Below are 23,546 nucleotides of genomic sequence, written 5' to 3' on the forward strand. Positions count from 1 at the left end.
GGACTGTTGTCATGGGTTCGCAGAAGAAGCGGCCGGTCAGTTTGACCGCGCAGGATCGTGAGGATCTGGTCCGGGTGACCACGACAGGTGTTCGTGGAGCCTCGATGATCATGCGTGCGCGGGTGCTGCTTGCGCTGGACAGCTCGGTGGGTGAGGTGGACACCAAGGAGGTGATCGCGGCCCGGCTCGGCGTCTCCGGTGAGACGTTGCGGCTGGTCGCCAAGCGTTTCACCGAGACCGGTGGCGATGTGCACGCCACGATCGCGCGGAAGAGGCGCGACCTCCCGCCGGTGCCCTCGCCGGTGACCGGTGAGGTCGAAGCCCGGCTGATCGCGATGGCGTGCTCACAGCCACCCCAGGGCTATACCCGGTGGTCCCTGCGGCTGCTGGAGAAGCACGTCGCGCTGGTCGAGGACATCCCCGACCTGGACCACTCCACCATCGGGCGGGTCTTAAAAACGGAACTGCGTCCTCACCTGAGAAAGTGCTGGACCATCCCGCCACGAGCGAACGCGGAGTTCGCGGCCCGGATGGAAGACGTGCTGGCCGTCTATGCCCGGCCCTACGATCCGGCACGTCCGGTGGTGTGCATGGACGAGAAGCCCTACCAACTCCTCGACCATGCCCGCGACCCGCTCCCGGCCCGCCCTGGTCACGACGCCTGCCAGGACAGCGAGTACATCCGCCGCGGCACGTGCTCAATCTTCGTGTGGGCCGAACCCCTGCGCGGATGGCGTCGAGTCCAGGCACTGTCCCAGCGGACCCGGATCGACTGGGCCGGCCAGGTCAAACAGTTACTGAGCGTGGACTACCCCGACGCCAAGGCCGTGGTGCTGGTGATGGACAACCTCAACACCCACGGCATCGCCTCACTGTACGAGGCATTCGAACCAGAAGAGGCCTTCGCACTGGCCCAACGCCTCGAGATCCACCACACGCCCAAACACGGGTCATGGCTCAACATCGCCGAGATCGAACTCTCCGCGCTGACCCGGCAATGCCTCGACCGCCGGATCAGCAACCTCGACAACCTCAACACCGAACTCTCAGCCTGGCAGAACGCCACCAACACCGACCAACGTCAGGTCGACTGGCAGTTCACCACCCACGACGCACGCATCAAACTGCGCCACCTCTATCCCAAAAATTAGCCGCGACGGTCTACTAGTGGGCGTCCTCGATGCCGCCGAAGTGGTCCCAGCCACCCTTGCTGGTCCAAGGGGCCCCGTCGACCGTCACCTGGGGCAGTGCGGACGGGTTGAGGACCTCGCCGATCACCTTCCAGCGGGCGGGCAGCTTCACGTCCGGGGGGAAGGTCGCGACGATCGCGTGGTCCTCTCCCCCGGTGAGCACCCACTGGAGCGGGTCCACGCCGACCGCCTGGCCGATGTCGGACATCTGCGAGGGGATGTCGATCAGCCCGGACCGCAGATCGATCCGGACCTGGCTGGCCTCGGCGATGTGTCCGAGGTCGGCGACGAGTCCGTCACTGACGTCGGTCATGGCGGTGGCGCCGAGTCCGGCGGCCGCGGGGCCCGCGTGGTACGGCGGTTCGGGGCGCCGGTGTGCCTCGACGAAGGCGCGCGGCGAGCGGAAGCCGCGGGAGAGGACCGCGTACCCGGCGGCGGACCAGCCGAGCCAGCCGGTGACGGCGACGACATCGCCGGGTCGGGCGCCGGCCCGGGTGACGGGTTCGTGGTTGCGCAGATCGCCGAGGGCGGTGATCGCGACGGTGATGGTCTCCCCGCCGACGACGTCACCGCCGACCACGGCCGCCCCCGCGACCTGGCACTCGTCACGGATGCCGTCCATCAACTCGCCCGCCCACGTGACCGGGAGTTCGGCCGGGACGACCAGGCCGAGCAGCAGCGCGGTGGGGACGGCGCCCATGGCCGCGATGTCGGCGAGGTTCTGTGCGGCGGCCTTGCGTCCGACGTCGTACGCCGTCGACCAGTCGCGGCGGAAGTGCCGTCCCTCCAACAGGATGTCCGTACTGGCCACGACCCTGCGGTCGGGAGCGGCCACGACCGCGGCGTCGTCGCCAGGTCCGAGCCGTACCGCCGGAGTGCTGGTGAGCCGGGACGTGAGCTCCTTGATGAGCCCGAACTCCCCCAACTCGCCCACGGTTCCCTTCACCTAGTCCCACCTCTCATCTGTCGCGCCGGACGGACGTCCGGTCTGGGTCGGCGGCCGGTGGTCCGGGCCGTGGCCCGGCCGCCGCCGGGAGCAGTCTGCCCCCGTTGTCACCGGCATGCCCGTCCCCCGTCCGCACCGCTGCGCTTGCGGTCGCGGGCCTTCAGTGCTGTCGGTACTGTCAAGGCATACGTCAACCGATGGCATCCGTGCGCCACGCTGTGGACGTCATCCGTTCCACAGGTCTCCCCGCCGCCCTCGGCAACGCGATACCGTGGCGTCTCTTTCCCCCACATGATCCTCGTGGCCGCCCTGGAGGTTCCGTGGTACAGGCGTACATCCTTATTCAGACCGAGGTGGGCAAGGCGTCGACCGTCGCCGAGACCATCGCGAAAATCCCGGGAGTGATCCAGGCAGAGGACGTCACCGGCCCCTACGACGTGATCGTGCGCGCGCAGGCCGACACAGTCGATGAACTCGGCCGCATGGTGGTCGCCAAGGTCCAGCAGGTGGACGGCATCACCAGAACCCTGACCTGCCCGGTCGTCCACCTGTAGCCCCCGTCTACGCTGGGCCGGTGACGTCCTTCCGCCGCCGGCTCCGCCGCCCCGTGTTTCTCGGTCCGTCCGCTGCCGTTCTGGTGCTGGCCGCGGCGGGCTGCTCCACAACGGGCTCCCCGGCGTCGATCGCGGTCCCCACCCCGGTGCCGGAAGTCGCAGCCTACTGCGGTGCCCTGCACAAGGAGCTGCCGGAGACCGTTGCCGGACAGAACCGTGACGACTCCGGGCCGAGGTCCGTGCTGACCGCCTCATGGGGGGACGGGGCGATCGTACTGCGCTGCGGTGTCGACCGGCCCGCGAAGATGGACGATCCCATGGCCAAGGGGACCGACGCGGACGGCGTCAACTGGCTGCTGGAGCAGCCGGAGGACGCCGGTCCGCGCTTCACCACGACCTATCGCAAGGCGTATGTCGAGGTGACGCTCTCGACGGCGTACGCCCATGACGCCAGCCCGCTGGCGGCGTTCGCCCCGGCCGTCAGGAAGACGGTCCCCAGCAGCGTGTAGTGCTGGGTCAGCGCAGGCCGGTGGGCCGGGTCAACGCCGCCTGGATCAGTCGGTCGACCAGCTCCTGGTAGCTCACACCGCTCTCCTGCCACATCCGCGGGTACATGGAGATCGGGGTGAAGCCCGGCAGCGTGTTGATCTCGTTGATGACGAAAGTGCCGTCCTCGGTGAGGAAGAAGTCGGCGCGCACCAGGCCTTCGCAGGACGCGGCCTCGAACGCGTCGATCGCGAGCCGCTGGACCTCGGCGGTCTGCTCCTCGGTGAGCGGGGCGGGCACGATCCCGGACGCCGAGTCGATGTACTTGGCCTCGAAGTCGTAGAAGTCGTGCGAGGTGACCGGCGGGATCTCGGCGGGCACGCTGGCACGCGGTCCGTCCTCGAACTCCAGCACCCCGCACTCGATCTCGCGGCCGCGCAGCAGCGACTCGACGAGGAACTTGGGGTCGTGGCGGCGGGCTTCCTCGATCGCCTCGTCGAGTCCGGAGAGGTCGTCGACCTTGGTGATGCCGATGGACGAGCCGGCCCGCGCGGGCTTCACGAAGAGCGGCCAGCCGTGTTCCCCGGCGAAGTCCACGATGCGCTTGCGGGCGGCGAGGCGGTCGTTGTCCCATTCGCGGGGGCGGACGACGACGTACGGGCCGACGGGCAGCCCGAACGAGGTGAAAACCCGCTTCATGTATTCCTTGTCCTGGCCGACCGCCGAGGCGAGCACACCGGCACCCACGTACGGCACGCCGGACAGCTCCAGGAGCCCCTGAAGGGTGCCGTCCTCGCCGTACGGGCCGTGCAGGACGGGGAAGACGACGTCGACCTCGCCGAGCGCCTTGGGCACCGAGCCGGGCTCGCTGTAGACCACTTCGCGGCTGCCGGGGTCGACGGAGAGCACCACGCCGCCCTCGGAGGACTCGGCCAGTTGGGCCACGTCCGGCATCTTCCGGTCCGTGATGGCCATGCGTTCGGGCTCGTCGGCGGTGAGCGCCCAGCGGCCGTCCGTCGTGATGCCGATCGGCAGGACGTCGTACTTCGTCCGGTCGATGGCGTTCAGGACGGCACCTGCCGTGACGACCGAAATACCGTGTTCGGAGCTGCGGCCGCCGAACACGACGGCCACACGCGGCTTGCGGAGCTGCTGCTTCGGGCTCTGGGGGAGGTTCTCGCTGCTCATATCGCGATGAGCGTACCTGCTGGTACGGGTCGCGTCAGCGTCACCGGGGCCGGTCGGACGTCAGTGCCGCTCGGCCTTCGCGCTGCGCGACATCAGCTCGCCCAGAGCGACCATCGGCGGCTTGCCCTCGTGGACGATGGAGACGACCGTCTCCGTGATGGGCATGTCGACGCCGTGCCGGCGCGCCAGATCGAGCACCGATTCACAGGACTTGACGCCCTCGGCGGTCTGCTTGGTGACGGCGATGGTCTCTTCCAGCGTCATGCCGCGGCCGAGGTTGGTGCCGAAGGTGTGGTTGCGCGACAGCGGCGAGGAGCACGTCGCCACGAGGTCGCCGAGGCCCGCGAGTCCGGAGAACGTCAGCGGGTCGGCGCCCATGGCGAGGCCGAGCCGGGTGGTCTCGGCGAGGCCGCGGGTGATGAGCGAGCCCTTGGCGTTGTCACCGAGGCCCATCCCGTCGGCGATGCCGACGGCGAGACCGATGACGTTCTTCACCGCGCCGCCGAGTTCGCAGCCGACCACATCGGTGATGGTGTAGGGGCGGAAGTACGGGGTGTGGCAGGCGGCCTGGAGGCGGCGGGCCACCGACTCGTCCTGGCAGGCGACGACGGCCGCGGCGGGGCGGCGTTCGGCGATCTCCTTGGCCAGATTGGGGCCGCTGATGACGGCGATGCGGTCCGCGGGGACCTTGGTGACGTCCTCGATGACCTCACTCATCCGCTTCGCGGTGCCGAGTTCGACGCCCTTCATCAGCGAGACGAGGACGGTGTCCGGTTCGAGGTGCGGGGCCCAGTCGGCGAGGTTGGCGCGCAGCGTCTGCGACGGCACGACGAGCACGGCGAAGTCGGCGCCGCGCAGCGCCTCGGCGGCGTCGGTGGTGGCCCTGATGGATTCGGGGAGCTCAATTCCCGGCAGGTAGTCGGGGTTGGTACGGGTCGTGTTGACCGCCTCGGCGAGCTCGGCGCGACGGCCCCAGAGGGTGACCTCGCAGCCGGCGTCGGCGAGAATCATGCCGAAGGCCGTACCCCATGAGCCGGTTCCGAAGACGGCTGCTTTTACGGGGTGCGTCACTTGGGTGCCTCTCCTTCGGCCTTGCGCCGCTGTTCGGCACGTGCCTTGCGGTGGTCGTAGAGCTCGGCGGGGGCCTTCTCGCCGCGTACGACTTCGAGCTGGGCGGTGACCGCGGCCATGATGACCTCGGTCGCCTCGCGCAGGACGTCGGGCGTCGGCTCCATGTCGTAGAACCGGGAGAGGTCGACGGGCGGACCGGCCTGCACCTGGAGGGTCTTGCGCGGGAAGAGTTGGAGCTTGTTCTCCTTGGCGTACGGCGGCATCACCAGGTTCGCGCCCCACTGGGCAACGGGGATGACCGGGGCCTTCGTCATCAACGCGACGCGGGCGGCGCCGGTCTTGCCGGCCATGGGCCACATGTCGGGGTCGCGGGTGAGGGTGCCCTCCGGATAGAAGGCGACGCATTCGCCGCGCTCGATGGCGTCGACGGCGGCCCGGAAGGCGTCCAGCGCGTTGGTCGTCTCGCGGTACACGGGGATCTGTCCGGTGCCACGCAGCATCATTCCGACGAAGGGGGTCTTGAAGAGCCCCGCCTTGGCGAGGAGCCGCGGCACCCGGCCGGTGTTGTACTGGAAATGACCGTAGGAGAGCGGGTCCAGATACGAGTTGTGATTGACCGCAGTGATGAATCCGCCTTCGGCCGGAATGTGCTCCATTCCCCGCCAGTCACGCTTGAACAGAACCACCAGCGGCGGTTTTGCGATGACCGCCGCCAGGCGGTACCAGAAGCCGATTCTGCGGCCGGACACTCGGACACCTTCCTCTACGGACCTGACATGTTTGCCTGCCTGTGGCGGTCAAGTCTCGCCCCAGGCCCCTGCTCTGTCGAGAACACCGTACGCCCCACCCCCGGGGCCGCCCCTCCGGGTTCTCGCACCGGGTTGTCGTACCGGCAGGCGAGAATAAGCGGCGATGCGCACCGAGGGGGAGATCGCCACGAACACCGACCGGACCGGGGTGTGGTCCCTGGTCGTCCCGTTGAAGCCGCTGGCACGGGCCAAGAGCAGGCTGACGCAGGCAACGGGCCCGCTGCTGCGCCCCCGGCTCGCTCTGGCCTTCGCCCAGGACACCGTGGCCGCCGCGCTGGCCTGCCGGGCCGTACGGGATGTGGTGGTCGTCACGGACGACCCGATGGCCGGGGCCGCGCTCTCGGCGCTCGGCGCGCGCATCGTTCCCGACCGACCGGCCGCCGGACTCAACGCCGCGCTGGCCCATGGCGAGCGGGCGATACGCGACCGAAGGCCCGCGGCCGCAGTCGCCGCGCTCAACGCGGATCTGCCCGCGCTGCGTCCCGCGGAATTGTCCCGGGTGCTCGAATTCGCCGCTGAATTTCCGCGCGCATTTGTCACGGATGCGGCGGGAATCGGCACGACTTTTCTGTCGGCTTCGGTGGGGGTGGAATTGCGTCCGGCTTTCGGGGGTCCGTCCCGGGCCCGGCATCTTGCCTCCGGCGCGGTGGAAATAGTCCCGTCCGGCATCGACTCGGTCCGCCAGGACGTGGACACCGGGGCCGATCTGCGGGCCGCGCTGGCCCTCGGGGTGGGTCCGCACACGGCGGGCAGCTTGGCCGCGGAAGTGCCCTCGAGGGACCGATAGGCTGCCGTTCATGCAGGCGACCTCGTACACGTACGACCCCGAGACCCGCACCGGCAGTGTGCTGCTCGACGACGGCACCCCGGTGGAATTCGACGCCCCGGCCTTCGACGCGGGCGGCCTGCGGCTGCTGCGCCCGGGGCAGCGGGTGCGGATCGAGGTGGAGGGCGAGGGAGCGACCCTGCGGATCACCCTGGTGACGCTGCAGACGTTCTGAAGGGCGCGTCCGGCCCACGGGGCCGCTGAACGACCCCGGACAGCCCGCGGGCCGGGCTCCCCGAGGGGAGCCCGGCCCGGCGCGTGTGAGGAGCCCTGCGCTGCTCGGTCTCACTTCTTCCGTGCGACGGCCTTCTTGGCCGTGGTCTTGCGCGCCGTGGCCTTCTTCGCGGGCGCCTTCTTCGCCGCGGCCTTCTTGGCGGGCGCGGTCTTGGCGGCGACGGTCTTCTTGGCAGCCGTCGTCTTCTTCGCCGCTGCGGTGGTCTTCGCGGCTGCCGTGGTCTTCTTGGCCGCCGCGGTGGTCTTCTTCGCGGCGGTCTTCTTGGCCGCGGCGGTCTTCGCTGCCGTCACGGTCTTCTTGGCGGCGACCTTCTTCGCCGCGGCCTTCTTGGCGGTGGCCTTCTTGGCGGCGGCCTTGGTGATCGCACGGGCGGAAACACCGCCCGAGAGGCTGCCCTTGGGCGCCTTCTTCACGGCCACATCGTGCTTGGGGAGCTTCTTCGAGCCGCTGACCAGGTCCTTGAAGCCCTGTCCCGCACGGAAACGGGGCACCGAGGTCTTCTTGACCCGTACGCGCTCACCCGTCTGCGGGTTGCGGGCGTAGCGGGCCGGGCGGTCGACCTTCTCGAACGAGCCGAAACCGGTGACCGAGACCCGGTCCCCCGCGACAACTGCACGGACGATCGCGTCGAGTACCGCGTCGACAGCGTCCGCGGCCTGCTGACGGCCGCCGACCTTGTCGGCAATCGCTTCTACGAGCTGTGCCTTGTTCACGTCTTCCCCTTCGGAGACATTGCCAGAACGTAAGTGTTCAAGCGTTTTCGCACGTTAGGCAGATATATACCGCAAATCAAACACGAAACGGGCTAATCACCCTAGTGCCGCAACGAAGTCGACCGCCGCGCAGTTCCGCAGAGTCAGTCACCTTCGGGGAATCGGCCCTCATCGAGGTCCTTCATCAACCGGTCCAGACGCCTTGCCGCATCCGGGAGATCGTGCTTCGCCGCAGCCGTGATGACCAACAGCTTCCGGGACAGCGCCATCCGTACGCCCTCCGGGACTTGCAGTGCGCGCACTCTTGTGTGCGCTTCCTTCAATCGGTCGGCGACTTGGCCGTAAAGCTTGAGTTGGCTGTCGCGTTCCATGCACCGATTGTGCCATCTGGGGCGAGTTGTCGCCCGACGGGGTCTCAACAAGCGACTGCGCCCCCTACCAGAAGGCAGGGGGCGCAGTACTGGAAACGCGCTGCTCAGGCGTTAATTGTACGCGGCTTGAAGGTCGGCCTTGCCGCCTCATAAGTCGCGATGTCCGCTTCGTTCTGAAGGGTGAGGCTGATGTCGTCCAGCCCGTTCAGCAGTCGCCAGCGGGCGTTCTCGTCGAGCTCGAAGTCGGCGGTGATGCCCTCGGCCCGGACCTGGCGCGCCTCCAGGTCGACGGTGACCTCGGCAGCCGGGTCGGCCTCGGTCAGCTCCCACAGCGCGTCGACGACCTTCTGGTCGAGGACCACGGTCAGCAGCCCGTTCTTCAGCGAGTTGCCGCGGAAGATGTCGGCGAACCGGGAGGAGATGACGGCCTTGAAGCCGTAGTTCTGCAGGGCCCAGACGGCGTGTTCACGGGAGGACCCGGTACCGAAGTCGGGACCGGCCACCAGGACCGTTGCGCCGTCCCGCTCGGGCCGGTTGAGGACGAACTCGGGGTCCTTGCGCCATGCCTCGAAGAGCCCGTCCTCGAAGCCGTCGCGGGTGACCTTCTTCAGCCAGTGGGCGGGGATGATCTGGTCGGTGTCGACGTTGCTGCGGCGCAGCGGGACGGCCCGGCCGGTGTGTGCGGTGAAAGCTTCCATGGTTCTCAGACTCCGGCGGACGTAAGGGCGTCGGACAGGTCGGCCGGCGAGGCCAGATGGCCCAGCACGGCGGTGGCGGCGGCGACCTGCGGGGAGACCAGGTGGGTACGGCCGCCCTTGCCCTGCCGGCCCTCGAAGTTCCGGTTCGAGGTCGACGCGGAGCGCTCGCCGGGGGCCAGCTGGTCGGGGTTCATGCCGAGACACATCGAGCAGCCCGCGTGCCGCCATTCCGCACCGGCCGCGGTGAAGACCTTGTCCAGGCCCTCCTCGACGGCCTGCAGGGCGACCCGGACCGAGCCCGGGACAACCAGCATCCGTACACCGTCGGCGACTTTGCGGCCGTCCAGGATCGCGGCCGCGTTGCGCAGGTCCTCGATCCGGCCGTTGGTGCAGGAGCCTACGAAAACGGTGTCGACGTTGATCTCGCGCAGCGGCTGTCCGGCGGTCAACCCCATGTATTCCAGGGCCTTTTCGGCGGCGTTCCGCTCCGAGGCGTCCTCGTACGAAGCCGGGTCGGGGACGTTGGCCGACAGGGGCGCGCCCTGGCCGGGGTTGGTGCCCCAGGTGACGAACGGCGCCAGTTCGGCGGCGTCGATGACGACCTCGGCGTCGAAGACCGCGTCGTCGTCCGTGCGCAGCGTCTTCCAGTACGCGACGGCGGCGTCCCAGTCCTCGCCCTGCGGGGCGTGGTCGCGGCCCTTCAGGTAGTCGAACGTGGTCTCGTCCGGGGCGATCATGCCGGCCCGGGCGCCCGCCTCGATCGACATGTTGCAGATGGTCATCCGGGCTTCCATCGAGAGCTTCTCGATGGCGGCGCCGCGGTATTCGAGGATGTAGCCCTGGCCGCCGCCGGTGCCGATCCGGGCGATGATCGCGAGGATCAGGTCCTTGGCGGTGACACCGTCGGGCAGTTCGCCGTCGATGGTGATCGCCATGGTCTTCGGGCGGGCCAGCGGCAGCGTCTGCGTGGCCAGGACGTGCTCGACCTGGCTGGTGCCGATACCGAACGCCAGCGCGCCGAAAGCGCCGTGCGTGGAGGTGTGGGAGTCGCCGCAGACGACGGTGGTGCCGGGCTGGGTCAGACCCAGCTGCGGGCCGACCACGTGCACGACGCCCTGCTCGACGTCGCCCAGCGGGTGCAGCCGTACGCCGAACTCCGCGCAGTTCTTGCGCAGGGTCTCCAACTGGGCGCGGGAGACCGGGTCGGCGATCGGCTTGTCGATGTCGAGGGTCGGGGTGTTGTGATCCTCGGTGGCGATGGTGAGGTCGAGGCGCCGCACCCGGCGTCCGGCCTGCCGGAGGCCGTCGAAGGCCTGGGGGCTGGTCACCTCGTGCAGCAGGTGCAGATCGATGAAGAGAAGATCGGGCTCGCCGTCCGCGCGCCGGACGACGTGGTCGTCCCAGACCTTCTCCGCGAGTGTCCTACCCATCGCTTTCCCTCCGGCCGGCGTCTTCGCCGGCCCAACTAGAGATTTCGGTGCGCCGCCGTCCGGATCCCCGTGCGGGGCGGTGGCTACTGGCCGTTGTGCGGCCGCCCCTACAGGTTCGCAACTTCCGCCGGAAATTGAACTTGCGTTTCACAGAGTGAGACGCGAGTATCGTCGTATGGACAACTCTAGCGGCGTCGGCGTGCTCGACAAGGCGGCTCTGGTATTGAGCGCCCTGGAGTCCGGCCCGGCCACCCTCGCCGGGCTGGTCGCGGCGACCGGGCTTGCACGACCCACGGCTCATCGACTGGCTGTGGCACTGGAACACCACCGGATGGTGGCGAGGGACATGCAGGGCCGATTCATCCTCGGCCCCCGACTGGCGGAGCTCGCGGCCGCAGCAGGCGAGGACCGCCTGCTGGCGACGGCGGGCCCGGTACTCACACATCTGCGGGACATCACCGGCGAGAGCGCACAGCTCTACCGCCGGCAGGGCGACATGCGGATCTGCGTGGCCGCGGCGGAGCGGCTGTCCGGACTGCGGGACACCGTGCCGGTGGGCTCCACCCTGACCATGAAGGCGGGCTCATCGGCCCAGATCCTGATGGCCTGGGAGGAGCCGGAGCGCCTGCACCGCGGTCTCCAGGGCGCCCGCTTCACGGCGACGGCGCTCTCGGGCGTGCGCCGCCGGGGCTGGGCCCAGTCGATCGGCGAGCGGGAGCCGGGCGTCGCCTCGGTCTCGGCGCCGGTGCGCGGGCCGTCGAACCGGGTGGTCGCCGCGGTCTCGGTCTCCGGACCGATCGAGCGGCTGACCCGCCACCCGGGCCGGATGCACGCCCAGGCGGTCATCGACTCGGCGGCCCGGCTGAGCGAGGCCCTGCGCCGTAACGGCTGACGTCCGGATCACGTACACAGGCGCGGCCTCGGAGCCGCCTGCCGCACAGGCCCGGCACGCAGGCCCGGCACAGCAAGAAATCGTTTCCCGGCCGTCCCAGCGTCGTGGCGGCCCCCTCTCAGCCCTTCCGATCCGTGGACGAACGGTGCGCGAAACGGTCCGCCGCCCTCCGTCCCCGCTCCTCGATCGGCAGCACGCCCGTCGCCGCAGCCAGTCCGTACGGCGGCATGTCGGCGTAGATCGATTCGTACGACCCCTCGGGCGCGACGTATGTCTCGTGCCACAGCCCCACGTGCTGCCGGGACTTCTTCTCCTTGCGGTTCATCATGGCCCAGGCCTTGCGGTGGAACATGTCGGGCGCGGCGGCGTACGCGTAGAGCTTCTCCCTGGACTCCCAGTACTGGACGACGTAGTACGTCCTCGGCGATCCGGACAGCAGGGTGTAGCCGAGCAGCCCGCGGCTCCTGTCCCGGCTCAACTCCCGCAGCATGCGCGGCATTGCCACGAAGACCGGCAGCCAGTGGTGCACGCCCCAGAAGTGATTGATGCGCATCCCGATGAGCAGGACGACCACGTCCCCCTCGGCTGCCGCGGTCGTCCGCCCCGGTATCGGCTTCGCACGCATGCCTTGCCCCCTGATCACGTTGGAGAGTGCAGCTATCCAATGGTTGGATAGTGGCACTGCCCAAGGGGTGGCGCAAGGGAAGGCACAGAACATGCGACTCGCGGAACTGAGCAAGCAGAGCGGCGTCTCGACGGCGACGATCAAGTACTACCTGCGCGAGGGGCTGTTGCCGCCCGGTGAACGCATCAGCGCGACCCAGGCCGAGTACGACGAGAGCCATCTGCGCCGACTGCGTCTGGTGCGGGCGCTGATTCAGGTGGGCCGCCTCCCGGTGGCAACGGCCCGCGAGGTACTGGCCCATGTCGACGACGAATCCCTCGGCCGCACGATCCGGCTGGGCGCCGCCCTCTGGTCGCTGCCGCACGGCCCCGAGCCGGACGAGGACGCCCCGGAGACGGAATCGGCGCGCCGCGAGGTCGACCGGCTTCTCGACCGGCTCGGCTGGGCGTTCGTGCAGGAACTCGGCTTCCTGGACCCCACGTACCGCTCGTTGGTCGCCTCGATGGCCACACTCATCCGGCTCGGCTACGCCTGCGACATCGAGTACTTGACCGAGCAGGCCCACCTCATGGAGCAAGTCGCGGTCCGCGACCTGGACATGATGGAGTCCTATCCGGCAGGAGCGGAGCAGGTGGAGATGGCGGTGGCCTCGGTCGTGCTCCACGAACCGCTGTTGCTGTCGCTGCGCCGGCTGGCCCAGGAGGAGGAGTCGAACCGGCGGTACGGACTCTGAGTGCGACGGGCCCGTGCGCGACGGGCCCCGGGCACACGAGCAAGGGCCCCTCACCGAAGTGAAGGACCCTTGAATACTTGCTCTGTTGTACCCCCGACCGGATTCGAACCGGCGCTACTGCCGTGAGAGGGCAGCGTGCTAGGCCGCTACACAACGGGGGCGTATTGTACTGCATCTTGCGCTGGGCTACCAGGACTCGAACCTAGAATGACGGTACCAGAAACCGTAGTGTTGCCAATTACACCATAGCCCATGGTGAAACCCGTACCCCCGACCGGATTCGAACCGGCGCTACTGCCGTGAGAGGGCAGCGTGCTAGGCCGCTACACAACGGGGGCCCTAGCGATCCTGCATCGAAATCGTGGGTGCGACCCAGATGATCTCGCGGGAAGGATCTGTACCCCCGACCGGATTCGAACCGGCGCTACTGCCGTGAGAGGGCAGCGTGCTAGGCCGCTACACAACGGGGGCGTGTTTTACAGATGAAGCTCTGCGCTGGGCTACCAGGACTCGAACCTAGAATGACGGTACCAGAAACCGTAGTGTTGCCAATTACACCATAGCCCACCAAAACTCAACCCCCAGAGGGGGTTTTGTTCGGCTTGCGCTTCCCGACCGGATCTTCCGGCCCGCTCGGGCGGCGCAGGAAGAACATTACCCGAAGGTGTCCGGCGCTCCAAAACGGGTATCGCCCGCCAGCAGTCCGGGGAGCTGATCGAGACCGGTGATGCGCTCCAGTTCGGGCCGTCCGCCGCGCCCGCCCCGGTCCAGCCAGATCCCCTTCAACCCTGCCGCCACCGCCCCGGCCGCGTCGATGTCCGGGTGATCTCCGACGTACACGACGTCCTGCGGCTCCAGCCCGAGCGCTTCACAGGCGGCATGGAACGCGGCGGCCTCGGGCTTGGAGATGCCGAGCTCCACGGCACACACCACGGCCTCGAAACGGTCCCGCACCCCGAGGGTGCGCAGCTTGCGGTCCTGATTGGCGATGCTGGAGTTCGACAGGACGGCCTGCCGGTAGCTGCCGGCCAGCACGTCCAGGACCGGCAGGGCGTCCGGAAAGAGCGACCAGGCGGCCTCGTAGTGGGCGAGGTGCCGAGCAAACCAGTCGTCGGCCTCCGCGTCCGTGAGCGGCCGTCCGAGGAACGAACGGACCCGGTCCCGGCGCTGCCCCTGGAAGTCGGTCTCCCCGGCGGCGAAACGCGCCCAGTGGACGTCGGTGATCGTCCGCCAGGCATCGAGGGCCTGCGTGGCGGAACCGTATCCGCCGGGCACGCCCTCGCTCTCCAGATGTCTCTGCAGGCCGACGCGGTCGGCGCCCGTGTAGTCGAAGATCGTGTCGTCGATGTCCCAGAGCACGGCTCGGATCGGCATACGGCCACGCTACCGCGCACCCGGTGTGCCCTGAACCCCGTCCGCGACGCTTGACCTGTGACAATGCGTGCATGAGTGAGCATGACAGGGACAGTCTGCTGGCCGAGGCCGTCGGGCTGCGCGAGCAGGGGCAGGCGGAAGAGGCCAGGGAGCGGTTGCTGATGCTTGCCGCCGGGCATCCCGAGGACGCGGAAGTGGCCTACCAGACCGCCTGGGTCCACGACGTGCTGGGGCTGGAGGCCGAAGCCGTCCCCTTCTACGAACGCAGCTTGCGGGGCGCCGGGCTGTCGGAGGAGGACCGCCACGGTGCGCTGCTCGGGCTCGGCAGCACCTATCGGGTACTGGGGCAGTACGCAAAGGCCGTCGAGACGCTGCGACTTGGCGTCGCGGAGTTCCCCGGGGACGGCGCCCTGCAGTCCTTCCTCGCGATGGCCCTGTTCAACACCGAGCAGCATCACGAGGCCATGCAGATCCTGCTGAGGCTCCTGGCCACGACCAGCCAGGACGCGTATGTACAGCGGTACCGGCGGGCCATCGAGCATTACGCGCAGGACCTCGACGAGACCGTCTGAGGCATGCAGAAGGGGCGGTCACCGGCACGGACCGGTGGACCGCCCCTCCGGGCGCACAGGAGACGCTTACGCGGCCAGCTTCACCCTTGCCGCGTCGATCCGGGCCAGGGTCTTCTCGCGGCCCAGGATCTCCAGGGACTCGAAGAGCGGCAGACCGATCGTGCGGCCGGTGACGGCGACGCGGACCGGGGCCTGGGCCTTGCCGAGCTTCAGGCCGTGCTCCTCGCCCGCGGCGAGAATCGCGTTCTTCAGGGCCTCGGCGTTCCACTCGGCGTCGGCCAGCTTGGCGCGGGCGGTGGTGAGGAGGGCGTCGGAGCCCTCCTTCATCGCCTTGCTCCAGGACGCCTCGTCCTCGACCGGCTCGTCGAGGAAGAGGAAGTCGACGTTGGCCGTGATGTCCGCGAGGACGGTGACGCGGGTCTGGGCATACGGGGCGATGGCCTCGAACTGCGCGGCGTCGAAGGCCTCCGGGGCCCACGGGGCGAACGGCGCCTTCAGCCAGGGGCCGCACGCCTCGGTGAACGTCTTCACGTCGAGCATGCGGATGTGCTCGGCGTTGATGTGCTCGCACTTCTTCAGGTCGAAGCGCGCCGGGTTGGCGTTCACGTCCTTGATGTCGAACGCGGCCACCATCTCCTCGATGGAGAAGATGTCGCGGTCCTCGGCGATCGACCAGCCGAGCAGCGAGAGGTAGTTGAGCAGCCCCTCGGGGAGGAAGCCGCGCTCACGGTAGAGGTTGAGCGAGGCCTGCGGGTCACGCTTGGAGAGCTTCTTGTTGCCCTCGCCCATGACGTACGGGAGGTGGCCGAACGCGGGGGTGCCCTTGGCGATGCCGAGCTCGATCAGCGCCTTGTAGAGCGCGAGCTGGCGCGGAGTGGAGGAGAGCAGGTCCTCGCCGCGCAGGACGTGGGTGATCTCCATCAGCGCGTCGTCGACCGGGTTGACGAGCGTGTAGAGCGGCGCGCCGTTGGCCCGGACGATGCCGTAGTCCGGCACGTTCTCCGGCTGGAAGGTCAGCTCGCCGCGGACCAGGTCCGTGAAGGTGAGCGCCTCGTCGGGCATCCGGAAGCGGACGATGGACGTCCGGCCCTCGGCCTCGTACGCGGCGATCTGCTCGGCGCTCAGGTCGCGGCAGTGACCGTCGTAGCCGGACGGCCTGCCGGCGGCGCGGGCGGCGTCGCGGCGGGCGTCGAGCTCCTCGGTGGTGCAGTAGCAGTGGTACGCGTAACCGCCGGCCAGGAGCTTCTGGGCGACATCCTTGTAGATGTCCATGCGCTGCGACTGCCGGTACGGGGCGTGCGGGCCGCCGACCTCGGGACCCTCGTCCCAGTCGAAGCCGAGCCAGCGCATGGAGTCGAGCAGCTGGTTGTACGACTCCTCGGAGTCGCGCGCCGCATCCGTGTCCTCGATGCGGAAGACCAGGGTGCCGCCGTGGTGCCGGGCGAACGCCCAGTTGAACAGGGCGGTGCGGACCAGGCCCACGTGGGGGTTGCCGGTCGGGGAGGGACAGAAACGTACGCGGGGGGGTACCCCCTGCTCGAACGAAGCCGAGGGCTTGGGGGAGTTCGTGTTAGCCACGCTTGATCACCTTGTTGGTGAGAGTGCCGATGCCTTCGATGGTGACGGCGACCTCGTCGCCGACGTGCAGGGGCCCGACCCCTGCCGGGGTGCCGGTGAGGATCACGTCGCCCGGGAGCAGCGTCATCGCCTCCGTGATGTGGACGACCAGGTCCTCGATGGAGCGGATCATTTCGCTCGTACGGCCCAGTTGGCGTTGCTCGCCGTTGACCGTGGTCTGGATGGCGAGGTCGCTGGGGTCGAGGTCGGTCTCCACCCAGGGGCCGAGCGGGCAGGACGTGTCGAAGCCCTTGGCCCGGGCCCACTGCTTCTCACGCTTCTGGGCATCGCGGGCGGTGACGTCGTTGGCACAGGTGTAGCCGAAGATGACGTCCTTGACTCGCTCACGCGGCACTTCGCGGCACATACGGCCGATGACGACGGCCAGCTCGGCCTCGTAGTGCACTTCGTTGGAGAAGGAAGGGTACTCGATGGCGTCCCCGGAGCCGATCACCGAGGTGGTGGGCTTGAAGAAGGCGACCGGTACGTCCGGGACCTCGTTGCCGAGCTCGGCGGCGTGCTCCGCGTAGTTGCGGCCGATGGCCACGACCTTGTTGGGGAGCACGGGCGGCAGCAGCCGGACCTTGCTCAGCGGGACCTTGGTGCCGGAGAGCTCGAAGTCGGCGTACGGAATGCCCTTGATGATGTCGAGGACGAGGTCACCGGAGCCGACGGTGCCGTCGCCCTCGACCGCGCCGAAGGCGACATTGCCGTCGATGGAGAACCTGGCGATGCGCACGGGATGCTGTCGCCCCTCACTTGCTGGCTGGCTGAAGACTGACGCTCCAGGCTAACGCGGGTGAGGGGGACAACCGCGCCCATTACCCGGCGGTCGAGGCGGCTGCTGCCGCCGGGGCCACCATGAGGACGGTGCGACGCGGGTTGGCCGTCTGTGTCGGCAGGTCGACGGCGTGCTCCGGCTGCTCCGGCGTCTGCAGCGCTTCGGCGTCCTTGAGGTGCGCCAGCGTGGTGCGCCGGGGGTTGGCAATGTTGCGGAACATCATCGTCGTCTTCATCTGCCGTTCGGACCCTGTCGGTACGGGCGCCGCCCGGAGGGGCGCCGGTTGTCGGATTTGCCATCCCTGTAAAGCGTCAGGCTAAACATCCAATTCCCTCCGGACCCCCGGAAGAGATGGCGATCATCATGTGAGTTTGCTCACGAACGCGTTGACAATTACCTCATTTCGGGCGGTCGACCGGGGCCAGCGAAACGGACATTGCACCACTGAATGAATCATTCCGCTCCCGATCATCTCGACTGGGACACTCCCTACTCCCACCTGTTTCGCCCCCTAACGCCCGCTTTGACCCTGAACACTCTCCACGGTTCGTGACGCATCCATCACAACGCGTCACCCAGGTCACAGCCCGGTACGCGGGCCTTGTTGGAGATCCGGCACTGTGCTGGAATTCCACGCACCGCCGCGGGTTTCAGGCCGGCGCGCAGGGGGCGCAACGCAGCGCCGAGTGGCGGCGGGAAGGGGAAGAGCGCCGGTCACTCACGACCACCATGGGGCGGGTACAACGCCCCACGACGCCGACACCGTCCCGCCCGTCCAGGCGGAGGGACGCCTGGTCCAGAGGTTGCGACGCTAGTGCAGGGACGTTTCAAGAGGGATGGCAGCGCTGCGGCGGAACAGGAGCCGCACGGCGGGAACGACCGCGGTTCCTCGCCCCAGCACGCCCAGAACCCCGGACCGGCCGCGGCCGGCGACAGCAGCGACCACGCACCGCGCTCAGGTGCCACAGCCAACAGCGGCGCCGACCCGGTCGCTCCACTCCAGCCCCGGGGCCCCGTCAACACGGGTTCGCGAGTAGCTCTTCGCAACTGGCGCATCAGTACGCGTCTGGTCTCTCTGCTCGCTCTTCCGGTAGTCGCCGCGACCACCCTGGGTGGTCTGCGCATCAACGACTCCATGAACGACATGCAGCAGCTGGACCATATGCAGCTGCTCACCCAGATGACCAAGCAGGCGACCGCGCTCGCCATTGCGCTCCAGGACGAGCGCGACCGGTCGGCGGGTCCGCTGTCCAACGGCGTGAAGGCCGACGACTTCAAGGTCACCGAGCCACGCAAGAGGACCGACCGAGCGAAGACCGCCTTCCTGCAGGCGACGAACGCGATCGGCGACACCACGGGTGACGACGCCCTGGAGTCCATCCACGCGAGCGTGAACCAGATCGCCAACCAGATCGGCCATATCCGCGACATCCGCAACGAGGCGTACGCGGACGGCAGCCCGAGCCTCCAGACCGTCGACCAGTACAGCCAGCTGATCACCTCGCTGCTGAGCCTCTCGCAGGACATGGCGCAGGCCACCAGCAACCCGGAGATGATCAAGCGGACCCGTGCCCTGGCGGCCTTCTCCTCCGCCAAGGAGTACGCGTCGGTCCAGCGGGCGATCATCGCCGCGGCGCTGCCGGGCGGGGGCGGCAGCCTCAAGGGATCGCATCTCGACGAGAACGACCAGCAGTTCGGCAGGGCCGCCCTCCGCAAGGAGAACTCGGCCATGGAGTCGTTCAAGTCGACCTACGCGGCCACCGGTCAGAACGCCGAACAGCTGACGGCGTCGCTGGAGAACGGCAACCCGGAGATCAAGGCCGCCGACACCTACGCCGAGAAGGTGCTTAACACCCAAAACGGCACGACGGGGCAGCCTGCGCGTTCGTACCTGGACTGGTACGAACAGAGCTCCACCAAGATCCAGGCGATGAAGACCATCGAGGCGACCCTCCTCAGCCAGATGGAGGGCAAGGCCCGCGATCTCCGCGACGCGTCCAAGCGCGAAGCCATCATCAGCGGTGCGCTCATCCTCCTCGTGCTCGGTGTCTCCCTGGTCGGCGCCTTCGTCGTCGCCCGGTCCATGATCCGCTCGCTGCGACGGCTGCAGGACACCGCGACCCGGGTCGCCCAGGACCGGCTGCCGGAACTCGTCAAGCAGCTCTCCGAGTCGGACCCGCAGGACGTCGACACCTCGGTCGAGTCCGTCGGTGTGCACTCCCGGGACGAGATCGGCCAGGTGGCCGCGGCCTTCGACGACGTGCACCGCGAGGCGGTCCGCCTCGCCGCCGAGCAGGCCCTCCTGCGGGGCAACGTCAACGCGATGTTCACCAACCTCTCGCGGCGTTCGCAGGGCCTCATCCAGCGTCAGCTCTCGCTCATCTCCGAGCTGGAGTCGCGCGAGGCCGACCCGGACCAGCTGTCCTCGCTCTTCAAGCTCGACCACCTCGCGACCCGTATGCGCCGTAACGGCGAGAACCTCCTCGTCCTCGCGGGCGAGGAGCCGGGCCGTCGGTGGACCCGCCCCGTCCCACTGGTCGACGTGCTCCGTGCCGCCGCCTCCGAGGTGGAGCAGTACGAGCGCATCGAACTGGCCGCGGTGCCCGCCACCGAGGTGGCCGGCCGCGTGGTCAACGACCTCGTGCACCTGCTCGCCGAGCTGCTGGAGAACGCCACGTCGTTCTCCTCGCCGCAGACGAAGGTCCGGGTCACCGGTCACGCACTGCCCGACGGCCGGGTGCTCGTGGAGATCCACGACACCGGTATCGGCCTCTCCCCCGAGGACCTCGCGGCGATCAACGAGCGGCTCGCGTCGCCGCCCACCGTGGACGTCTCCGTCTCCCGCCGCATGGGTCTGTTCGTGGTCGGCCGGCTGTCCCTGCGTCACGGCATCCGGATCCAGCTGCGGCCGTCCGACTCCGGTGGCACGACCGCACTGGTCATGCTCCCCGTCGATGTCGCGCACGGCGGCAAGCAGCCGGGCCCGAAGCAGGTACCGGGCCAGCAGCCGTCCGCCCAGGGCGGTCTGCTCGCCGGCGGCAACGGTGCGGGCGCGGGCAATGGCAACGGCAACCGTCCGGGTCTCGGCGGCGCTCCGGGCGCCCCGGCGCGCGGTCTCGGCGCGGCTCCCGGTGGGCAGCGCGGGCAGGTCGGTGCGGGCTCGGGTCCGCGGGCCGCGCTGCCGGCGCGCGACAACGGTCCCCGCCAGTCGAACCAGCAGCCTCAGCAAGGCCAGCCGAACCAACAGGGCCAGCACAACGCCGGTTTCCAGAACACCGGTTTCCAGAACACCGGGCTGGCGAACACCGGCCCGCAGGACGCTTCGCGGCAGGAGCCGCCGCGTCAGGGCGGCGGACTGTCCGGCGCCTTCGGCGGCGGTGCCCGGCTCGGCGCCCGCGGCGACCAGGGCGATTCCGGTCGTACGGAGTCGGGTCAGGCCAACCTGTTCGGTCAGAACCGGCCGGGGCAGCCCGGTCAGCAGAACGGTCCGGGTGCCCGGCAGGCCCCGCAGCAGCCGCGGTACGACGCTCCCGACGGCCAGGACGGCTTCCAGCGGCCCGGCAGTCCGGGCAACCCCGGCCGTCAGCTGCCGCCGGTCGGCGGTCCGCGTGCCGAGCTGCCCGGTGGCAACCCGCAGCCGCAGCGCCCGCAGACCACCAGTTGGGGCACCGAGGACCCGTCGGTCCCGCGGCGTACTCCGCTCGACGCCCCGCGCGGTCACGAGGAGCCCGAGTCCACCGGCCAGTTCCAGCGGCCGATGAATCCGTCCATGGACCGACGCCCGCCGATGGACGCCCGGCAGGGGCCCGGCTCCACCGCCGAGTTCGCCCGGCCGGACTTCTCGGCCCCGGCCCCGCAGCACCAGGACCCCGCGAGCACGGCGCAGTTCGACCGCCCGGATTTCGGTGTCCCGCAGTCCTTCCAGGACCAGGGGATCCCCGGGCCGCGTCAGCGCGGCCGGGACGCCGAGGACTTCGGCGCGCCGCGTCCGGCCGCCGCTCCCGCCCCCGAGGCGCAGTACCGCCCGGTGCTGCCGCCCCAGCCCCAGCCCGAGGCTCTGCCTCCGGCTGGTCCCGGGGACGGTCGTACGCCGCTGTACGACACGCTGGAGACGAACTGGTTCCACGGCCCGCACCAGGGCGGCCACCAGCCGCCCGCCGAGCCGCAGGCGCCGGGCGCCCCTCAGCAGTCCTCCCCTGAGCGTTCCGCTCCCCCCATGCCGCGCCGCGGCGCGAGCGACACCGGCACCACCAGCTCCTGGCGTGCCTCGCCGAACGACGAACTCGTACGGCAGGCGGAGCGGGCCAAGAAGCCCGCAGCAGGCGGAATCACCACTTCCGGACTGCCTCGCCGGGTGCCGCGTGCCAATCTGGTGCCGGGCACTGCCCAGCAGCAGAACCACCAGTCCGGTCCTCAGGTTTCGCGTGCGCCCGATGACGTGCGCGGGCGCCTGACCAATCTCCGCCGGGGTGTCCAGCAGGGTCGGCAGGCCAACAACGGCCCGTCGACCGGCAGTTTCCCACTCGGCCCCACTCACCAGCAGGAGCGTTAGTTGAGCCCGATGAGTCAGGCCGCGCAGAATCTGAACTGGTTGATCACCAACTTCGTGGACAACACCCCTGGGGTGTCCCACACGGTGGTGGTCTCCGCAGACGGCCTGCTGCTGGCGATGTCCGAAGGATTCCCGCGCGACCGCGCCGACCAACTGGCGGCGGTCGCCTCCGGGCTCACCTCGCTGACCGCGGGCGCCTCCCGGATCTTCGAGGGCGGCGCTGTCAGCCAGACCGTGGTCGAGATGGAACGCGGGTTCCTCTTCCTGATGTCCATCTCGGACGGCTCCTCACTGGCCGTGCTCGCCCACCCGGACGCCGACATCGGTCTGGTCGGGTACGAGATGGCCCTACTGGTCGACCGCGCGGGAACGGTCCTCACCCCGGACCTCCGCGCCGAACTCCAGGGCAGCCTGCTCCACTAGGCGGCGATGAACCGGTGACCGACACGATTGACCCAGGTACCGCACTCCCACCCTCGCCCGTCCGGCCGTTTCAGCCCCCCACCGGCCCCTTCAGACGGCAAGCCGACCCCTTGCTGTCACGCCCGGAGGATTCATGACCCCGCCACCCGCCTCACCCGATCCGTACGGCGCACTGCACCACGCGTCGTACGAAGGTGAAGGCGACCAGCCGCTGGTCCGTCCGTATGCCATGACCGGCGGCCGGACCCGGCCGCGCTACCAGCTCGCCATAGAGGCCCTGGTATCCACCACGGCCGACCCGGCGCATCTGGCGACGCTGCTCCCGGAGCACCAGCGGATCTGCCACCTCTGCCGTGAGGTCAAGTCGGTGGCCGAGGTATCGGCGCTGCTGTCGATGCCGCTCGGTGTGGCCCGGATTCTCGTCGCGGACCTGGCGGAAGCCGGCATGGTGGCCATCCACCAGCCGGGCAACGGAGAGGCCGGCGGCGCGCCGGATGTGACACTGCTCGAAAGGGTGCTCAGTGGACTTCGCAAGCTCTAGCGGCGGTGCGGCCCGGGCCACCACCTCGGCGAAGATCGTGGTGGCGGGCGGTTTCGGCGTGGGTAAGACCACGTTCGTCGGTGCCGTTTCGGAGATCAACCCGCTGCGTACGGAAGCCGTGATGACGTCCGCGTCCGCGGGCATCGACGATCTGACGCACACCGGCGGCAAGACCACCACGACGGTGGCCATGGACTTCGGCCGTATCACCCTGGACCAGGACCTGATCCTGTACCTCTTCGGTACCCCCGGTCAGGACCGGTTCTGGTTCATGTGGGACGACCTGGTCCGCGGCGCGATCGGCGCCGTCGTCCTGGTGGACACCCGGCGACTCGCCGACTGCTTCCCGGCCGTCGACTACTTCGAGAACAGCGGCCTGCCCTTCGTCATCGCCCTCAACGGCTTCGACGGACACCAGCCGTACACACCGGACGAGGTGCGCGAGGCCCTGCAGATCGGCCCCGACACCCCGATCATCACGACGGATGCCCGCCACCGCGGCGACGCGAAGAGCGGTCTGATCACGCTCGTGGAGCACGCGCTGATGGCCCGGCTGAAGTAGCCGAAAGCTCGCCGCAAGTCGGTATGGGCATACGGCAGTTGCCGTAGTCACACGGGGGTGGACTGTGTCCTTTGACACGATCCACCCCCGTGTTCATAACGTTTCGACAGAGAATTGACCCGGCTTCGACACCCGATGCGTTCGGCCGGTATCACTGTGCTCACATGAGCCCCGCCTTTTGACGGGGCTCGCTCTTTATGCCCGTTTTATCTGCGGCTTGGACCACTCGGAATGGCTCATTCCGAGTGTTTGGAACGCGGCCGGTCCCCGTGCTGCAATTCGACGAAACTCCCGAGTAGTACGGCCCTGAACGAAAAACGGCACAGCGTAGGTGCCGACGCCGAGAGGTTGTTGGTC

25 protein-coding genes and 5 tRNA genes are annotated in these 23,546 nt (G+C 69.0%); 12 read left to right on the forward strand and 18 right to left on the reverse strand.

The genetic code is table 11. From position 1 onward, the window contains the following. Positions 1 to 11 precede the first annotated feature (11 nt). Positions 12 to 1,151, forward strand: coding sequence for an IS630 family transposase (locus tag OG395_RS19795; RefSeq protein WP_327244150.1), 1,140 nt, complete (start codon positions 12 to 14; stop codon positions 1,149 to 1,151). 13 nt (positions 1,152 to 1,164) lie between these two features. Here the strand turns inward: OG395_RS19795 and OG395_RS19800 are convergent, their stop codons facing one another. Then, a complete protein-coding gene (locus OG395_RS19800) occupies positions 1,165 to 2,136 on the reverse strand; it encodes a thiamine-phosphate kinase (RefSeq protein WP_327244151.1) in 972 nt (323 codons plus the stop codon). A gap of 320 nt (positions 2,137 to 2,456) precedes the next feature. Here OG395_RS19800 and OG395_RS19805 point away from each other — a divergent pair, with 320 nt between their 5' ends. Both OG395_RS19805 and OG395_RS19810 read left to right on the forward strand, forming a co-directional pair. Further along, positions 2,457 to 2,690 (forward strand): Lrp/AsnC family transcriptional regulator, encoded by a 234-nt coding sequence (locus OG395_RS19805; protein WP_064070330.1) that lies wholly within the window; start codon positions 2,457 to 2,459, stop codon positions 2,688 to 2,690. 20 nt (positions 2,691 to 2,710) lie between these two features. Next, positions 2,711 to 3,199: a DUF3515 domain-containing protein gene (locus OG395_RS19810; protein WP_327244152.1), complete on the forward strand. Its 489-nt coding sequence runs from the start codon at positions 2,711 to 2,713 to the stop codon at positions 3,197 to 3,199. Between the two features lie 7 nt (positions 3,200 to 3,206). Here OG395_RS19810 and OG395_RS19815 read toward each other — a convergent pair whose 3' ends face one another. The 3 genes from OG395_RS19815 to OG395_RS19825 are packed head-to-tail and all read right to left on the reverse strand — an operon-like array spanning position 3,207 to position 6,184. Then, a complete protein-coding gene (locus OG395_RS19815) occupies positions 3,207 to 4,364 on the reverse strand; it encodes a D-alanine--D-alanine ligase family protein (protein WP_327244153.1) in 1,158 nt (385 codons plus the stop codon). 60 nt (positions 4,365 to 4,424) lie between these two features. Next, the gene (locus tag OG395_RS19820) at positions 4,425 to 5,435 is read right to left on the reverse strand and encodes an NAD(P)H-dependent glycerol-3-phosphate dehydrogenase (protein WP_266981094.1); all 1,011 of its coding nucleotides are present in this window, start codon (positions 5,433 to 5,435) and stop codon (positions 4,425 to 4,427) included. After that, positions 5,432 to 6,184, reverse strand: coding sequence for a lysophospholipid acyltransferase family protein (locus OG395_RS19825; RefSeq protein WP_327244154.1), 753 nt, complete (start codon positions 6,182 to 6,184; stop codon positions 5,432 to 5,434). Before OG395_RS19825 ends, OG395_RS19820 begins: the two co-directional genes overlap by 4 nt. 163 nt (positions 6,185 to 6,347) lie before the next feature. Between OG395_RS19825 and cofC the strand changes: the two genes are divergently transcribed. Next, on the forward strand, positions 6,348 to 7,031 hold the full coding sequence (gene cofC / locus OG395_RS19830; RefSeq protein WP_327244155.1) for a 2-phospho-L-lactate guanylyltransferase: 684 nt from the start codon (positions 6,348 to 6,350) through the stop codon (positions 7,029 to 7,031). Between the two features lie 10 nt (positions 7,032 to 7,041). Further along, positions 7,042 to 7,245: a hypothetical protein gene (locus tag OG395_RS19835; RefSeq protein ID WP_037689929.1), complete on the forward strand. Its 204-nt coding sequence runs from the start codon at positions 7,042 to 7,044 to the stop codon at positions 7,243 to 7,245. Between the two features lie 110 nt (positions 7,246 to 7,355). On the opposite strand, the gene OG395_RS19840 is transcribed toward OG395_RS19835, so the two are convergent. The 4 genes from OG395_RS19840 to leuC form a co-directional block, all read right to left on the reverse strand. Next, the gene (locus OG395_RS19840) at positions 7,356 to 8,018 is read right to left on the reverse strand and encodes an HU family DNA-binding protein (protein WP_327244156.1); all 663 of its coding nucleotides are present in this window, start codon (positions 8,016 to 8,018) and stop codon (positions 7,356 to 7,358) included. A gap of 143 nt (positions 8,019 to 8,161) precedes the next feature. Next, positions 8,162 to 8,389 carry a hypothetical protein gene (locus tag OG395_RS19845; RefSeq protein ID WP_072487271.1) on the reverse strand — a complete coding sequence of 76 codons (228 nt, stop codon included), beginning with the start codon at positions 8,387 to 8,389 and terminating at the stop codon, positions 8,162 to 8,164. 104 nt (positions 8,390 to 8,493) lie between these two features. Beyond that, complete coding sequence (gene leuD, locus OG395_RS19850) at positions 8,494 to 9,087, reverse strand: 3-isopropylmalate dehydratase small subunit (RefSeq protein WP_327244157.1); 594 nt, start codon at positions 9,085 to 9,087, stop codon at positions 8,494 to 8,496. 5 nt (positions 9,088 to 9,092) lie between these two features. Continuing rightward, positions 9,093 to 10,517, reverse strand: coding sequence for a 3-isopropylmalate dehydratase large subunit (leuC, locus tag OG395_RS19855; protein WP_327244158.1), 1,425 nt, complete (start codon positions 10,515 to 10,517; stop codon positions 9,093 to 9,095). Between the two features lie 175 nt (positions 10,518 to 10,692). On the opposite strand from leuC, the gene ndgR reads away from it, so the two are divergent. Next, positions 10,693 to 11,409 carry an IclR family transcriptional regulator NdgR gene (ndgR, locus tag OG395_RS19860; protein ID WP_030928691.1) on the forward strand — a complete coding sequence of 239 codons (717 nt, stop codon included), beginning with the start codon at positions 10,693 to 10,695 and terminating at the stop codon, positions 11,407 to 11,409. Positions 11,410 to 11,527: 118 nt separating this feature from the next. Here the strand turns inward: ndgR and OG395_RS19865 are convergent, their stop codons facing one another. Further along, positions 11,528 to 12,034 (reverse strand): DUF4188 domain-containing protein, encoded by a 507-nt coding sequence (locus tag OG395_RS19865; protein WP_327244159.1) that lies wholly within the window; start codon positions 12,032 to 12,034, stop codon positions 11,528 to 11,530. 91 nt (positions 12,035 to 12,125) lie between these two features. On the opposite strand from OG395_RS19865, the gene OG395_RS19870 reads away from it, so the two are divergent. Beyond that, on the forward strand, positions 12,126 to 12,767 hold the full coding sequence (locus tag OG395_RS19870) for a MerR family transcriptional regulator (protein ID WP_327244160.1): 642 nt from the start codon (positions 12,126 to 12,128) through the stop codon (positions 12,765 to 12,767). Between the two features lie 88 nt (positions 12,768 to 12,855). Here OG395_RS19870 and OG395_RS19875 read toward each other — a convergent pair. From OG395_RS19875 to OG395_RS19900, 6 genes are all read right to left on the reverse strand, one after another. Next, positions 12,856 to 12,928, reverse strand: a tRNA-Glu gene (locus tag OG395_RS19875). A gap of 20 nt (positions 12,929 to 12,948) precedes the next feature. Next, positions 12,949 to 13,020 (reverse strand) — tRNA-Gln (locus OG395_RS19880). Between the two features lie 12 nt (positions 13,021 to 13,032). Then, positions 13,033 to 13,105 (reverse strand) — tRNA-Glu (locus OG395_RS19885). A gap of 60 nt (positions 13,106 to 13,165) precedes the next feature. Continuing rightward, positions 13,166 to 13,238, reverse strand: a tRNA-Glu gene (locus OG395_RS19890). Positions 13,239 to 13,262: 24 nt separating this feature from the next. Continuing rightward, a tRNA-Gln gene (locus tag OG395_RS19895) sits at positions 13,263 to 13,334 on the reverse strand. An 87-nt stretch (positions 13,335 to 13,421) separates the two neighbouring features. Further along, positions 13,422 to 14,141, reverse strand: coding sequence for an HAD family hydrolase (locus tag OG395_RS19900; protein ID WP_327244161.1), 720 nt, complete (start codon positions 14,139 to 14,141; stop codon positions 13,422 to 13,424). A gap of 71 nt (positions 14,142 to 14,212) precedes the next feature. Here OG395_RS19900 and OG395_RS19905 point away from each other — a divergent pair, with 71 nt between their 5' ends. Further along, on the forward strand, positions 14,213 to 14,713 hold the full coding sequence (locus tag OG395_RS19905) for a tetratricopeptide repeat protein (protein ID WP_327244162.1): 501 nt from the start codon (positions 14,213 to 14,215) through the stop codon (positions 14,711 to 14,713). A gap of 66 nt (positions 14,714 to 14,779) precedes the next feature. Here the strand turns inward: OG395_RS19905 and gltX are convergent, their stop codons facing one another. The 3 genes from gltX to OG395_RS19920 form a co-directional block, all read right to left on the reverse strand. Then, the gene (gene gltX / locus OG395_RS19910) at positions 14,780 to 16,291 is read right to left on the reverse strand and encodes a glutamate--tRNA ligase (protein ID WP_327244163.1); all 1,512 of its coding nucleotides are present in this window, start codon (positions 16,289 to 16,291) and stop codon (positions 14,780 to 14,782) included. Next, positions 16,284 to 17,069: a fumarylacetoacetate hydrolase family protein gene (locus OG395_RS19915; RefSeq protein ID WP_266981119.1), complete on the reverse strand. Its 786-nt coding sequence runs from the start codon at positions 17,067 to 17,069 to the stop codon at positions 16,284 to 16,286. Before OG395_RS19915 ends, gltX begins: the two co-directional genes overlap by 8 nt. Positions 17,070 to 17,151: 82 nt before the next feature. Beyond that, positions 17,152 to 17,346, reverse strand: a complete 195-nt coding sequence (locus OG395_RS19920) for a hypothetical protein (protein WP_327244164.1) — start codon at positions 17,344 to 17,346, stop codon at positions 17,152 to 17,154. A 579-nt stretch (positions 17,347 to 17,925) separates the two neighbouring features. On the opposite strand from OG395_RS19920, the gene OG395_RS19925 reads away from it, so the two are divergent. The 4 genes from OG395_RS19925 to OG395_RS19940 all read left to right on the forward strand — a co-directional run bounded on the left by OG395_RS19925 (position 17,926) and on the right by OG395_RS19940 (position 23,189). Continuing rightward, positions 17,926 to 21,663, forward strand: a complete 3,738-nt coding sequence (locus OG395_RS19925; protein WP_327244165.1) for a sensor histidine kinase — start codon at positions 17,926 to 17,928, stop codon at positions 21,661 to 21,663. A gap of 9 nt (positions 21,664 to 21,672) precedes the next feature. Beyond that, on the forward strand, positions 21,673 to 22,086 hold the full coding sequence (locus tag OG395_RS19930; RefSeq protein WP_006127850.1) for a roadblock/LC7 domain-containing protein: 414 nt from the start codon (positions 21,673 to 21,675) through the stop codon (positions 22,084 to 22,086). A 133-nt stretch (positions 22,087 to 22,219) separates the two neighbouring features. After that, a complete protein-coding gene (locus OG395_RS19935) occupies positions 22,220 to 22,627 on the forward strand; it encodes a DUF742 domain-containing protein (RefSeq protein ID WP_266981123.1) in 408 nt (135 codons plus the stop codon). Continuing rightward, on the forward strand, positions 22,608 to 23,189 hold the full coding sequence (locus OG395_RS19940; RefSeq protein ID WP_073738725.1) for a GTP-binding protein: 582 nt from the start codon (positions 22,608 to 22,610) through the stop codon (positions 23,187 to 23,189). The genes OG395_RS19935 and OG395_RS19940 overlap by 20 nt, the downstream gene beginning before the upstream one ends. Positions 23,190 to 23,546 lie beyond the last annotated feature (357 nt).

Source organism: Streptomyces sp. NBC_01320, assembly GCF_035974375.1.
GTDB classification, from domain to species: Bacteria; Actinomycetota; Actinomycetes; order Streptomycetales; family Streptomycetaceae; genus Streptomyces; species Streptomyces yanii.